At 52.9% G+C, this 13,856-nt stretch carries 14 protein-coding genes; 13 read left to right on the top strand and 1 reads right to left on the bottom strand.

What is annotated here, in order from left to right; translation table 11 throughout:
* Nucleotides 1–203: 203 nt before the first annotated feature.
* Nucleotides 204–1,502, bottom strand: a complete 1,299-nt coding sequence (gene mtaB / locus C4885_RS07730) for a tRNA (N(6)-L-threonylcarbamoyladenosine(37)-C(2))-methylthiotransferase MtaB (RefSeq protein WP_113999796.1) — start codon at nucleotides 1,500–1,502, stop codon at nucleotides 204–206.
* A gap of 214 nt (nucleotides 1,503–1,716) precedes the next feature.
* Here mtaB and C4885_RS07735 point away from each other — a divergent pair, with 214 nt between their 5' ends.
* The 13 genes from C4885_RS07735 to C4885_RS07795 all read left to right on the top strand — a co-directional run bounded on the left by C4885_RS07735 (nucleotide 1,717) and on the right by C4885_RS07795 (nucleotide 13,825).
* The gene (locus C4885_RS07735) at nucleotides 1,717–2,880 is read left to right on the top strand and encodes a D-alanyl-D-alanine carboxypeptidase family protein (protein WP_113999797.1); all 1,164 of its coding nucleotides are present in this window, start codon (nucleotides 1,717–1,719) and stop codon (nucleotides 2,878–2,880) included.
* Between the two features lie 104 nt (nucleotides 2,881–2,984).
* A complete protein-coding gene (locus C4885_RS07740) occupies nucleotides 2,985–4,316 on the top strand; it encodes a glucose-6-phosphate isomerase (protein WP_113999798.1) in 1,332 nt (443 codons plus the stop codon).
* 38 nt (nucleotides 4,317–4,354) lie between these two features.
* Nucleotides 4,355–4,759: an ATP-binding protein gene (locus C4885_RS07745; protein WP_113999799.1), complete on the top strand. Its 405-nt coding sequence runs from the start codon at nucleotides 4,355–4,357 to the stop codon at nucleotides 4,757–4,759.
* A gap of 210 nt (nucleotides 4,760–4,969) precedes the next feature.
* Nucleotides 4,970–5,470 carry a DUF177 domain-containing protein gene (locus C4885_RS07750; RefSeq protein WP_113999800.1) on the top strand — a complete coding sequence of 167 codons (501 nt, stop codon included), beginning with the start codon at nucleotides 4,970–4,972 and terminating at the stop codon, nucleotides 5,468–5,470.
* A 24-nt stretch (nucleotides 5,471–5,494) separates the two neighbouring features.
* Complete coding sequence (gene rpmF, locus C4885_RS07755) at nucleotides 5,495–5,683, top strand: 50S ribosomal protein L32 (RefSeq protein WP_113999801.1); 189 nt, start codon at nucleotides 5,495–5,497, stop codon at nucleotides 5,681–5,683.
* Nucleotides 5,684–5,766: 83 nt separating this feature from the next.
* Nucleotides 5,767–7,119: a DUF512 domain-containing protein gene (locus C4885_RS07760; RefSeq protein WP_113999802.1), complete on the top strand. Its 1,353-nt coding sequence runs from the start codon at nucleotides 5,767–5,769 to the stop codon at nucleotides 7,117–7,119.
* A gap of 60 nt (nucleotides 7,120–7,179) precedes the next feature.
* On the top strand, nucleotides 7,180–8,511 hold the full coding sequence (gene der, locus C4885_RS07765; RefSeq protein ID WP_113999803.1) for a ribosome biogenesis GTPase Der: 1,332 nt from the start codon (nucleotides 7,180–7,182) through the stop codon (nucleotides 8,509–8,511).
* A gap of 21 nt (nucleotides 8,512–8,532) precedes the next feature.
* Nucleotides 8,533–9,219, top strand: a complete 687-nt coding sequence (plsY, locus tag C4885_RS07770; RefSeq protein WP_242979511.1) for a glycerol-3-phosphate 1-O-acyltransferase PlsY — start codon at nucleotides 8,533–8,535, stop codon at nucleotides 9,217–9,219.
* Between the two features lie 152 nt (nucleotides 9,220–9,371).
* Nucleotides 9,372–9,875 (top strand): CarD family transcriptional regulator, encoded by a 504-nt coding sequence (locus tag C4885_RS07775; RefSeq protein WP_113999804.1) that lies wholly within the window; start codon nucleotides 9,372–9,374, stop codon nucleotides 9,873–9,875.
* Between the two features lie 227 nt (nucleotides 9,876–10,102).
* Entirely contained in the window at nucleotides 10,103–11,068 is a 966-nt protein-coding gene (locus C4885_RS07780; protein ID WP_113999831.1) for a P1 family peptidase, read from the top strand.
* A gap of 205 nt (nucleotides 11,069–11,273) precedes the next feature.
* Nucleotides 11,274–12,503, top strand: coding sequence for a glutamate-cysteine ligase family protein (locus C4885_RS07785; protein WP_113999805.1), 1,230 nt, complete (start codon nucleotides 11,274–11,276; stop codon nucleotides 12,501–12,503).
* 87 nt (nucleotides 12,504–12,590) lie between these two features.
* Complete coding sequence (locus tag C4885_RS07790; protein WP_242979512.1) at nucleotides 12,591–13,112, top strand: hypothetical protein; 522 nt, start codon at nucleotides 12,591–12,593, stop codon at nucleotides 13,110–13,112.
* Nucleotides 13,113–13,336: 224 nt separating this feature from the next.
* The gene (locus C4885_RS07795; RefSeq protein WP_113999807.1) at nucleotides 13,337–13,825 is read left to right on the top strand and encodes a hypothetical protein; all 489 of its coding nucleotides are present in this window, start codon (nucleotides 13,337–13,339) and stop codon (nucleotides 13,823–13,825) included.
* Nucleotides 13,826–13,856: the final 31 nt, after the last annotated feature.

A 13,856-nucleotide genomic window follows, 5' to 3' on the forward strand; every position in this document is an offset into this window, starting at 1 on the left:
GTATTATCTGCGCTTTTGGCTTAGCATCTGCCGCACCTCGCTCGCCGTATCGGCACTTAGAATTATGCGGTATTGCCCTAAGTTAAAATAATAACGATACGGCTCCTGTTAAGATTTTACCAAGAAACCGCCTTTATTACAAGAGGAAAACCCGGAAATTCAAGAAAAAACCGCGCAAATTTTATGTTTTCCCGCCTTGTCCATCACTGTGCCTGGGCGCGGCAACGCTTGCCGTCCCATTCACCCAGTGTTACGGTCACGATTTCACCGCTTTTGTGCCCCGGCGCATTGACCACAACTGGCAGATACTGTTTGGTGTATCCGGTGAACAAGGTGGAGGACAGTGGGGTTTCCAGCAGCACCTGTGCCGTGCGCCCCTGTGCTGCATGGGCCAGTTCTGCGCGTACCTTCTCCACAGCGGCGGTCATGCGACGGCTGCGGGATTCCTTTTCATGCTCCGGAACCTGATTCGGAAAATCGAACGCGGGCGTTCCTTCGCGGCGAGAATAGGGGAAAACATGTACTTTCAAAAAGCGCTGTCCTGCCACAAATGCCATGCTGTCCTCAAAATCCTGCTCCGTCTCGCCGGGAAAGCCCACAATCACATCGGTCGTAATGCTCACGTTTTCCTCGCCAAAAGCTTCTCGCAGCTTTGCGGCAACGGCGGCATATTGTTCCGTGGTATAAGGGCGGCGCATGGCGCGCAGAGTCTTGCTGCTGCCGCTTTGCAGGCTCAGATGGAACTGCGGGCAAAGCTTCGGCACAGCAGCCAGGCGGCGGATATCGTCATCCGTCAGCATATCCGGGTCAAGGCTGCCCAAGCGGATGCGCTCAATGCCCGCCACAGCCGCCGCATGTTCCACCAGCTCCGCCAGGCCCGTTCCGGTATCTTTGCCATAGCTGGGCAGGCTGATTGCCGTCAGCACAACTTCACAGTAACCGAATGCCGCCAGGCGGCGCAGTTCTTCCAGAATGCTTATTTCGCTGCGGCTGCGCACCGGGCCGCGGGCGCGGGGAATCACGCAATAAGCGCAGCGGCGGTTGCAGCCATCTTCTACCTTCACAAATGCGCGGGTGTGATCTGCAAAGCGGTCCATCGGCAGTTCTTCAAAGCTTTCGCCCTTCTGGTGCGGGCGAATATCCACCACCTTGGTTTCCTCGCCGTTCAACACTTTTTGCACATCCTGCAAAATGGCGTGGCGGTTGCCGGAACCCGTTACCACATCGGCTTCTTCAATTTTAGCGGCTTCTTCCGGGAACGCCTGCGGGTAACAGCCCGTCAGAACTGTCACCGCGCCGGGGTTTTCGCGTTTGGCGCGGCGCAGCCATTTGCGGCTTTTCTGGTCGCCAAAGTTCGTCACGGTGCAGCTGTTGACCACATAAACATCCGCACCGTCTTTTTCTTCCACTACGGTAAACCCATTTTGCTCAAACAGCTGGGCCAACGCACCCGTTTCGTTCTGGTTGACTTTACAGCCGAGGGTATAAAAACAAACTCTCATCGTATTCCGTCCTTCTATTGGTTAACGCTCTATTAGTATTATAATAGAATCTGCCCATTCTGACAAGGCTCCACCGCCCACACAGAAAAAGATGAGTGGTAATACCATGCGGCTGCAATAAACATCCCTTATACCGCATACAATATCACCAAAGCAAAAAACATTCTTGCCGGGCAGCGCCCGGCCAAAGACGATGGCAGGGGAGGCTTTGGTCATGAAAAAGCGGGTTGCAGCCCTGATTTTGGGATTATTTTTTATCTTGAATGCGCTGCCCTGTGCAGCGCTGGATATTAACCCGGCCACCGATCGGGATTTTGATGTTCCCTGCCAGGCGGCTATCCTGATTGATGAAGATTCCGGCACAGTCTTATATGAAAAGAACGCCGACGAGTCCCGCCCTATCGCCTCCATCACCAAGATTATGACGCTGCTGTTGACCTTTGAAGCACTGGAAGCAGGGAAGGTCAGCCTGAGTGATATCGTCCCCGTATCCGAACACGCCTATCATATGGGTGGAAGCCAGATTTGGCTGGAACCCGGCGAACAGCTGACATTAGATGAAATGCTGAAAGCCATCTGTATTTCCTCCGCCAACGATGCCGCAGTAGCCGTTGCCGAATTTATTGGTGGCAGCGAGCCGGTATTTGTGGAGCGCATGAACGCCCGCGCCAAAGAGCTGGGTATGCAGAGCACCACGTTCCGCAACGCCTGCGGGCTGGATGAAGACGGCCACCTTTCCACCGCGCGCGATGTCGCCATCATGAGCCGGGAAATGCTGCTGAACCACCCGGAAATTGAAAATTACTGCACTGTATGGATGGATACCCTGCGCGGCGGTACAACCCAACTGGTGAACACCAACAAACTGCTGAAAAGCTATAATGGCATCACCGGGCTGAAAACGGGAACAACCGGCAAGGCCGGTGTGTGCATCTCCGCCAGTGCATCGCGGGATGATTTGCGGCTGATTGCTGTTGTGCTGGGTTCTTCCAGCGGCAAGGAGCGCTTTGCCGCTGCCACCAGCCTGCTGGATTATGGCTTCGCTATGTTTGAAAGTGCGCTGGTTCCCATCCCGGCAGACGCCCCCAAAACACTGCCCGTGCAGAAGGGTGAAGAGCCCGCGCTGGAACTATGTTACACCGCGCCGGAGCGCTGTCTGGCCGTAAAAGGGCAGGGCAGCGCCCTGCAAGCTGAAGTTGAACTTCCGCAAACGCTGGAGGCTCCCATCCGGGAAGGTTCGGTTATCGGCAGCCTAAACATCAAAAACAGCCAGGGCATTTTGCAAAGCTGCCCAATTATTGCGGCAAAACCCGTTGGCGCGCGCAGTTTTAGCGGTTGTTTCCGGCGTGTTGTCAATGCTTTATGGCTTACAGCGTAAGGTTTTGTGCAAAACGGATGAAAAACGCCAGGTTTTGGCTTGACAATCAAGCGCAAAAACTGTATCATGAAGTTACTAAATTATGGATGAGGAGGATTTAAGCGATGAGCGTCAAATACAATGGCAAACATCTTGCAAAGTTTATCCGTCCCGAAGAATATGATACGATCTTCCCGCAGGTCGAGCTTGCCCACCAGCAGTTGGAATCCCGTTCCGGTGCTGGCAATGATTTTTTGGGCTGGCTGGACCTGCCTGTTAATTATGACAAGGAAGAGTTCGCCCGTATCAAGGAAGCAGCCAAAAAGATCCGTGAAGATTCCGATGTGCTGCTGGTCGCCGGTATCGGCGGCTCTTACCTGGGCGCACGCGCTGTTGTCGAAGCAGTCAAGGGCCTGTATCACAACGATACCGAGGACGGCCTGAAGATTTATTTCTGCGGTAACACAATTTCTCCCACTTACCTGAACGACATCATTAAGGTGACCAAGGGTAAGCGTTTCTCCATCAATGTTATTTCTAAATCCGGTACCACCACCGAAACCGCTCTGGCGTTCCGCGTTCTGCGCAAGTTGCTGGAAGATTCCGTTGGCCCGGAAGAGGCGAACAAGCGCATTTATGCCACCACTGACCGTGCCAAAGGCACCCTGAAGCAGCTGGCTGATGCACAGGGCTGGCCGACCTTTGTTGTTCCTGATGATGTTGGCGGCCGTTACTCTGTTCTGACTGCCGTTGGTCTGCTGCCCATCGCCTGTGCCGGTATCGACATTGATGCCCTGATGAAAGGTGCTGCTGATGCCCGCGAAGCTTACAGCGTTTGCAGCAAGGATAACGATGCTTATCGTTATGCGATGACCCGCAACATCCTGTACCGCAAGGGCAAGGTTGTGGAAACCCTGGCCGCTTTTGAGCCCGACTTTACCATGATGAACGAATGGTACAAGCAGCTGTTTGGCGAAAGCGAAGGCAAAGACCAGAAAGGTCTGATGCCGACTTCCTGCATCTTCTCGACTGACCTGCACTCCATGGGCCAGTTCCTGCAGGATGGTAGCCGCACGATGTTCGAGACTTATGTCGATATCAAGAATACCCGTGAAGATTTTTACATTGAACCGCTGGAAGGCAACTTTGATGGTCTGAATTTCCTAGCTGACCAGAACATGAGCGTTGTAAACCGCAAGGCCATGGAAGGCACCATTCTGGCCCATAATGATGGCGGCGTGCCGATCGGCGTGATTGAAGTGGATTCTCTGGATGCTTATAATGTTGGCTACCTGATTTACTTCTTCTGGAAAGCATGCGCTGTTTCCGGTTATCTGCTGAGCGTCAATCCGTTTGACCAGCCCGGCGTGGAAAGCTACAAAAAGAACATGTTTGCCCTGCTTGGCAAACCCGGTTATGAGGATCGCAAAGCGGAGCTGGAGGCAAAGCTTGGCTAATGCCTGTTTCCGCTTCAATATAAAGGAGGTCACTTCTTATGATTAAACTGATCGTTGGCGCCAAAGGCTCCGGCAAAACCAAGACCATGATCGATATGATCAACAACGCAACCAAGACCACTTCCGGCAACATCGTTGTTATTGAGAAGTCCATGAAACTCACCACCGAGATTAACCACGCAGCCCGCCTGCTGGACGCCGATGAATACGACATCAACGGCGCTGATATGCTGTACGGTTTTGTTGCTGGTGTTCTGGCTGGTAACTATGATATCACCGAACTGTTCATTGACGGCATCCTGAAAATCGTTGACCACAACATGGATGCAGCCGCCAAGGTCCTGGCTGAGATTGATAAGATTGCAGGCAATAGTGTTGAGGTTGTTGTGACCGTATCCGCTGATCAGGCTTCTCTGCCGGAAGGCATCAAGAAGTACCTGTAAAAGCATTGTCCTTTAAGTAACTGGGGGCAGGCGCTGCAAGAGCCTGCCCCTTTGGTATGCCGTGCAAAAGCAGTGGCTTTTGCCGCAATACAGCTGCCCATCCGATTGAAAAGAGTGGGAAAATCAAATTCTTTTACTTTTTTCTGTTTTTTTGTTGACAAGATGGGTCGACTTGTGTATACTAGATAAGCAACCTTTTGAGGTGTAACTATGCGCTTTGATATTCGGAACTATTTCAAAACGGGCAAAACGCCCTATACAGCGCAATTTTCTGAAGATTTCTCCACAGAAAATTTTGATGGAAGTGTGATCCGTGAACCGGTCACAGGTTCTTTTCAGGCTGTGCCCACTGCTGATGGTGTGGTCATGCAGCTGACGATTGCCGCTGAAACCGATGCCGAATGTGCACGTTGCCTTACGCCCATTCACCAGAGTTATAATTTTAGTGTGGATTATTTTGTCAAAGAGCGTGAGCTTGATGACCCGGACTTTGAGTTACCGCTGGATGAAAAAGGCTGCTTGGATATACGGGAGCTCGTGTACCAGGAATTGATTTTCAAAATTCCGCGGGTACTATTATGTAGCCCCGATTGTCAAGGCCTATGCCCCATCTGTGGCAAAAGGAAGGCGGCAGGATGTAACTGCCAACCGGCAGACGAAGCTGCCCCTGCAGATGCCCGGCTTAGCATATTAAAACAACTGCTTAGTTGAATTTCACCAAGGAGGTGCTTAAAAATGGCAGTACCCAAGAGAAAACAATCCAAAGCCCGTCGCGATAAACGCCGTTCTAACGTTTGGAAGCTGGAGGCTCCTACGCTGGTGAAATGTCCTCAGTGTGGCGAACTCAAGGTGCCCCATCAGGTTTGTGGCAAGTGTGGCTACTACAAGGGCGTCGAAGTTGTCAAGGTTAGCAAAGAGGCTTAATTGCTTCTTAAAGGGAGGGGCTGTGCCTCTCCCTTTTTCTTGTTTATCCCCATTTTTTATTCTGCCGGAAAGGAGCTGCCACCATGCCGCTGCATCTTGTCAGTGTTGATGAACATTCCCCCGCACAGCGTTTGGGCTTGGAACCTGGCTGTACGCTGTTGGCCATTGATGGTAACCCCCTGAACGATGCATTGGACTATCAGTTCTATACCTCTGCGCCGCATTTCACTCTGACGATCTGCCAGAATGGTGCACAGCAGCAAATTTCTGTTGAAAAAGGGGAATATGAGCCTTTCGGCTGCAATTTCAAAACATACCTTGGTGATGAAAAGCACAGTTGTGCTAACCATTGCATGTTCTGTTTTATTGACCAGCTGCCCCCTGGTATGCGGGAACCGCTTTACTTTAAGGATGACGATGAACGTCTTTCCTTTTTGTATGGCAATTATATCACGATGACCAATCTGACGGACCGTGAGGTTGAGCGCATTATCAAGCTGCATATCAGCCCTATTTTCATCTCGGTGCACACCACCAACCCTCAGCTGCGGGTACGCATGATGGCAAACAAGCGCGCAGCCGAAACCCTGCGCTATCTGGACGTGTTTGCCAAAGGCGGCATTGATATGAACTGCCAGTTGGTGTTATGCCGCGGCATCAATGATGGAGACGAGCTACGCCGCACGCTGGACGACCTGTTGCGGCTACGGCCGCAGGTGGAAAGTATTGCTGCCGTGCCCGCCGGTGTAACAGCCTACCGTAAGGGGCTGTTTAAGCTGACGCCTTACGACCAGCAGTCCGCCGCCGAAACGCTGGACATCATGGAGGAATATTGTGCCCGCTGCCGAAAACAGTACGGCCGCAGTGTTGTTTACCCCAGTGATGAATGGTATCTGCTGGCGGGGAGGGAAGTTCCCCCTGCTGAATTCTATGACAACTATGACCAGCTGGAAGACGGCGTTGGCATGTGGCGGATGTATCATGATTCCTTCTGGGATGAACTGCAGTTCCCACGCAGCAATGTGGAACCGCGCAGCATTGATGTTGTGACCGGAACCCTTGCCGCGCCGCTTATCCGCGAAATGGCAGAAGCCACCCATGCCAAATACCCGCAGATCTCCGTTACCGTACACGCCATCCAGAACGATTATTTTGGCGGCACTGTCAGCGTTGCGGGCCTTGTGACGGGAACGGATATCATCAAGCAATGCAAGGGCAATTTGAGCAGCAATATTCTTTGTGTTCCCGAAGTGATGCTCCGGGACGAAAAAGACCGCTTTTTGGATGATCTCACAGCCAAGCAGCTGGGGGAGGCCCTTGGCTGTGAGATTGAGGTTATCCCAACCGATGGTGCCGGTGGGTGCAAAGCTTACCTTGGGGAACTGAAGCCAAAACCCAAACGCAAAAAGCTGCATTTTTCTTTTGGTGGGCGGTAATCCCGCCCGTATTTGCGGTGCAAACCGCATAAACTTTATTATGTAAGGAGGCATTTGACTATGGCAAAACCGATCGTAGCCATCGTTGGCCGCCCCAATGTGGGCAAGTCAACGCTTTTTAACAAGCTGACCGGCCAGCGCCTTGCCATTGTGGAAGATACGCCCGGCGTTACCCGCGACCGTATTTTCTGTGATTGCGAATGGTGCGGCCATAAGTTCCTGCTGGTTGATACCGGCGGCATTGAGCCCAACATTGACGACGGCCTGCTGGCCCATATGCGGGAACAGGCCCAGATTGCCATTGATTCCGCGGATTGTATTATCATGGTGGGCGAAATTGGCGCTGGCGTTACCGCCCAGGACCAGGATATTGCCGGTATGCTGATGCGCAGCGGCAAGCCTGTGGTTCTGGCAGTCAACAAGTGTGATAAAGTCGGCGAACCGCCGATGGAGCTGTATGACTTCTACAGTCTTGGCATTGGCGATATCGTGCCGATTTCCAGCGTTCATGGCCATGGTACCGGCGACCTGTTAGATACCGTGTGTGAGAACCTGCACTTTGATGACAACGATGTGGAAGAAGAGGACCGCATTCCTGTTGCCGTCATTGGCCGCCCCAACGTGGGCAAATCCAGCCTGATCAACCATATTTTGGGCGAAAACCGCCTGATTGTTGCCAATGAGGCAGGTACCACCCGTGATGCCATTGATACCATGGTGGAAAACCAGTACGGCAAGTTTATCTTTACCGATACCGCCGGTCTGCGCAAGCGCGGCAAGGTGGAAAGCGGTGTGGAGCGCTACAGCGTGCTGCGCAGCCTGGCTGCTGTGGAACGCAGCCGCGTGTGCGTTATCATGATTGATGCAACCGTCGGCTTTACGGAGCAGGATTCCAAGGTTGCCGGTTATGCCCATGACCAGGGCAAGGCCTGCATTATTGCTGTAAACAAGTGGGATGCCGTTGAAAAAGACAGCTACACCATGGACAAGATGCGCAAGCAGCTGGAAGAGGATTTCAGCTTTATGTCTTATGCGCCCATCCTGTTCATCAGCGCAAAAACCGGCCAGCGGCTGGACAAACTGTTTGAAACCATCCAGTATGTGGACGTGCAGAACGGCACCCGCATCCCGACCGGCGCATTGAACGAGATGCTGGCGCGCTCTACCGCGCGTGTGCAGCCGCCCTCTGATAAGGGCAAGCGCCTCAAGATTTTCTATATCACCCAAAGCTCCACCCGCCCGCCAACATTTGTTGCGTTCGTCAACCAGAAAGCGTTGTTCCATTTTTCTTACCAGCGCTATATCGAAAACCAGATTCGGGAAAACTTTGGCCTGACCGGTACACCGATGCGCCTGCTGATTCGTGAGCACGGCGATGGTTCGGCACGCTGAGGACCACGAGGGGGAGAACAGATGGTTCATTTGATGGAAGCCTGCCTGCTTACAGCATTGCAGGCCTATCTGTTGGGAAGCCTGCTGTTTGGCGTTTTGGTTTCCAAACTTTTTTACCACGATGATGTCCGCCTGCATGGCAGCGGCAACGCCGGCATGACCAACGTGCTGCGCACCTATGGCAAGCTGCCCGCAGTGATCACTACCATCGGCGATGTGGGCAAAAGTGTGGTTGCCGTCAAGCTGGGGCAGTTTATCTTTGATTCGTTGCTGTCCGGCACCGGGGCTGATTTCCAGCCGCTTTTGCAGCCGATCTGCGGCGCTTACCTTGCCGCCATCTTCTGCATGCTGGGCCACAGCAAGCCTGTCTTTTTTGGCCTGCGCGGCGGCAAAGGCGTGCTGGTTGGTGCCGGTGCTGCGTTAGCCACCGAACCGATTGCCTGCCTGGTGCTTTTGGTAATCTTTCTGGTTGAAGTTGCTATCACCCACATTGTCAGCCTGGGCAGCATTATTATTGCTGCACTGTATCCTGTGCTCACGCTCTGCTACTGGCTCTGGAAAGGCACCGATGCTGCATCCCTTGTGTTCATCACGGTATGTTGCGTGTTAATGGGCGCTTATGTCATCTGGCTGCACCGTTCCAACATCCAGCGCCTGAAGAACGGCACAGAATATCGCTTTGGCGAGAAAAAGAAAGAAAACCAGTAATTTTACTGCATTTTCTCTTCTTTTCCATTGCCTCAGCCTTGCCAAAACGCACAAAATTGATGTTTTCAAACCCAAGGCCTTACCCAGGCCTTGGGTTTTGTGCTATAATAGTATTGTAAGACGTTAAAAAGTGTGAATGGGAGGTTTGTTTTATGTTTTGTGTTGGTGATATTGTCGTTTACGGCGCACAGGGTTTATGCAAAGTGGATGGGATCGGCCCACTGCCCATGAAATTTGCGGACAAAAGTAAACGCTATTACACGCTGCACACCTGCAAACAGCCAAGCATGACAATTTATGCCCCCGTTGACAACCAGACCGTTGTGATGCGTCAGCCGCTGAACAGGGCGCAGGCGGAGACTTTGATTTCGGAAATGCCCCAATACGCAGTTGTCCCCATCATGGATGCCAAAGAGCGGGAAAGCCGCTGCCGCGAGGCCCTGCAAACCTGTGACTGCCGCGAGATTGCCAAAATGATAAAAGGTCTGCATGACCGCCACGAAATCCGTGTACAGCACAAAAAGCATGATACTGCCGCTGATGAACGCTATTTCCGCCAGGCGCAGGAACGGCTGTACAGTGAGCTTGCTTATGCCCTTGGCATAGAGGAAGATGCCGTTCCCGATTATATTGCCCAGCGCATCGCCCTTGCTTAACGTCTGGCAATCATATCGGGCAGGAAACATCAACGCTTATGGCAATACCGCATAATTCTAAGTGCCGATACGGCGAGCGAGGTGCGGCAGCCGCCGGAGCGGTGCTTAAGCCGTAAGGCGGGAATTATGCGGTGTTGCCTTATCATCTTTTCCTTGCCCATAGCCTTTTTCTGCGTTACAATATAAATAAGATTCTGCCACTTTGAAAGGGGCTTATACCTATGGCTATGAAAGAAATTAAAATTACCGATTTCGAGGGGTTGCAAATCGGCAATGCTGAAAACACGGAAGCCGCCACCGGCTGCACGGTACTGCTGTTTGGCAAAGATGGCGCGCCCGCCGGGCTGGATGTGCGCGGCGGGGGACCAGCCTCCCGCGAAAGTGAGCTGCTGAAACCCATGGCAGCCGCACAGATCATCCATGCCATTCTGCTCAGCGGCGGAAGTGCTTTCGGTCTGGATGCTGCCGGGGGTGTACAGAAGTATCTGGAAGAACGCGGCATTGGTTTTGATGTCGGCGTTACCAAGGTGCCGCTTGTCTGCCAGTCCGACCTGTTTGATTTGACGGTCGGCCGCATGGATGTGCGCCCTGATGCCGCCATGGGTTACGCCGCCTGCCTGGGTGCTGAGCACAACAATTACCGCGATGGCAACTATGGTGCAGGAACAGGTGCTTCCGTTGGCAAAATGACCGGTATGGGCACCTGCATGAAATCCGGCATCGGTTCCTATGCCGTGCAGCTGGGCGATTTGAAAGTCGGTGCCATTGTTGCCGTTAACTCGCTGGGGGATATTTATAACTGGCGTGATGGGCACAAAGTCGCCGGTATGCTAACCCCTGACTGCAAGCATTTTGTGGACAGCGAGGATGTTGTTTTCGCAGACTATGAGGTAGTAGAAAACAAGTTTGTCGGCAACACCACCATCGGCGTTGTGCTCACCAATGCAGCGTTCCAGAAAACCCAGCTCTGCAAACTGGCTGGTATGGCGCACGATGGTTACGCCCGTTCCATCCGCCCGGTACATACCTCGGCAGACGGTGACAGCATTTATGCCGTATCCCTTGGCAAGATTGCCGCGGACCAGGATGTTGTCGGCGCATTGGGAGCTCGCGTTATGAGCGAAGCGATCCTGCGTGCCGTACAAAGTGCTGATGCCGCTTATGGCCTGCCCTGCGCGAAAGATTTCCAATAAAGGTCCACATTCAGCCGCTATTCCGCCGGGATAGCGGTTTTTGCTTTGCCAGCCGCTTTTAACCTCGCGCAGCGATTGTTGATTTTGCGGGCATTATGGTGTAGAATAATTTATAATGGTGTTTTATGTTTATTTTAAAAGCTGATTTCAATTTACCATATCATCCTGTTTCATCGCCGCTGTTTTACTGGTATAGGAGGCCCCATTGGCAAATCTTCAAAAACAAATTGATGCGCTTACAGCATATTTCCAGGCGGATTGCGCCCGTCCTGGTGTGTTGCCCATTGCGCTTACGATAGAGCATTTCATTACCCGTTTGGACGGAACCCCCGTTGACTATGCCCAGCTGGCACAGGTCATTTACTCCATGCAGGGGCATGATGAGCCCCTGCGGGAGGATAACGTGTATCTCGGGTTCCGCTGCCCAAGTTATACCATTACCATCCTGGCCGGCTGCCAGGTTACCATTTCTTTGGCACCATATTCCACTGTGTTGCAGACTATGGCAGTGTACGAGGGCTGCTTTACCCGCCTGTGCAACGCCCTTGCGGCCAATAACATGTATGCCCGCACCGTAGGGGTTCATCCATCCCGCCGGGCGGAGCTTCTGCCGTTGGTACCGCAGAGCGGCTATATGATCATGGACCGCTATTTCCGCAATACCGGCAATCAGGGTGGAGTCATGCTGCGGGCCACCGCTTCCACCCGCGTTACTATCCGCTACACCAGCGAAGCTGACTTTGTCCGTAAGTTCCGTGTGGCCTGCCTGATCACCCCGCTGCTGGCGTTGCTGACGGACAATGTCCCACTGTACCAGGGGGAATCCAACCATAACTACAGCATTCATACCCACATCTGGAACAATGTGGACCCCGACCGCTGCGGCATTTACCCCAACGTGATGGATTCCAATTTTGGCTTTGAAAGTTACGCCGCCTATATTTTACAGCAGCCACTTGTCGTGGCACGGCATGGGGCGCGCATTGTCGGCGTTGGGCGCAAATCCGCCTTTGAAGTATATCCTTCCTTTTTGGGACATGGCGATATTGAGCAGATCCTCTCGATGTTCTATTACGATGTCTGCCTGAACCATAACGGCATTGAACTTCGCACTGCAGACAGCCTTGCGCCGCGTTATGCAGCATCTTATGCACAACTGATCAAGACTCTGTTCTCCAGCCATGCCGCGCAGGAGGGCATTCTGCGCCGGTATGCCGGGGCAAATTCCGCCCAGATCGAAGCCGCTAAGGTTGGTATCTGCTGCAACGGCTACCAGGCCCAGGTATATGGCCGCGCCGCCGCTGGCGAAGTCAGCTGGCTGCTGGCCCAGGCCAAAAGCCATGCCGCCGCCCCAGATGACCGCCGCCTTCTGGAGCCGTTGGCAGAGTTGGCCGCAAAAAAGCGCACCCCGCGCGAGATTTCCGGCTGCGTTTAAGCCGTACTTTTCCATCGGTTCCGCCATGTATCAAGCCATCGTTTTTGCGGTATACTAACGCAAAGCAGCAAAAGCGGGGTGTCAGCCATGCGGGAAACATCGTACCATGTAGTAATTACAGAAATGACCGTGCGTGCCCTTTGGGAAACGCAGAATGTTCTGGACTGCATCCCGGATGCTCTGTGGGACATCCGGTTTGGCGGGGCGCCCGTTTGGCAGCATATTTACCATATGCTGCATGAGCTGGATCAGTGGTTCATTAACCCCGATGACCCTGATTTTGTGGAACCGCCCGTGCACCACCCACATTTGCAGAATCTATCCATTTACCCCGCAGCCCACCTGGACCGCCGCCAGATTGATGACTACTTTTATACCATTAAGGCCAAGCTTTCATTGTATCTGACTTCCTTGCATGACGAGGATCTTTTGCAGCGGCCGGAAAACTGTACCTGGACCCGCTTCACCTTGATTTTGGCACAGTTCCGGCATTGGCACCTGCATTTGGGGATGCTGATGGGTTTTGTACAGGCGGACACCGGTTTGTGCCCCCGCACGTTACCACCGAGCACTGATATTCCAACCGGGCCGTATGATCCATATGAATAGCGCCGTTATTCTTTGGGCAACACCGCACAATTCCCGCCTGACGGCTTAAGCACCGCTTCGGCGGCTGCGGCACGGCATCTGCGTTGCCAAAATGCTCGATAAGACATCCAGTATTATCTGCGCTTTTGGCCTAGCAGCTGCCGCACCTCGCTCGCCGTATCGGCACTTAGAATTATGCGGTATTGCCTTTGATTTTCTTTCATAACACATAACAGGTAAATCCTATGAAACGTTTCTGGGCTTTTATTGTCGCATGCCTTTTTCTGCTATTGACCGCATGCGGCGGCAGCACATCAACGACCGAACCTGTTTGGCAGGCTGAACTGCCAAATACTGGCATCACGGTACAGGTATCCGGCTGCACACTGGAAGAGAAAACTGTCTCTTACTGGGCCAATCCCGGCGCAGCAGGGGAACCGCAGTCTATCATGGAGTTATACGCTGCCGACAGTGCTCCGCTGCTTGAAATTGCCGCACCAAAGGCGCAGGTCGATATCCAGTTCGTACAGCCGGTGGCAGGCGGCATGGCCGCTTATGATCTGGCGCTGCCGGTCGAGCAGGTCGATATGGTATTCCTGACCCAACCGGAAGATAACAGCACGCGTGTCCGCTTTGATACCATTTATAATTTTATCGTCACGGTTACCAGCGGCGACCAGATTGACCAGTTCTTGATTATCTGTGCCCGGAACGGATATGGTTCGGTCGAATAATTTGCCATTCCATTCATAGAAAATCATACAA

It is taken from the genome of Subdoligranulum sp. APC924/74 (assembly GCF_003324125.1).
Lineage (GTDB): Bacteria > Bacillota > Clostridia > Oscillospirales > Ruminococcaceae > Gemmiger > Gemmiger qucibialis.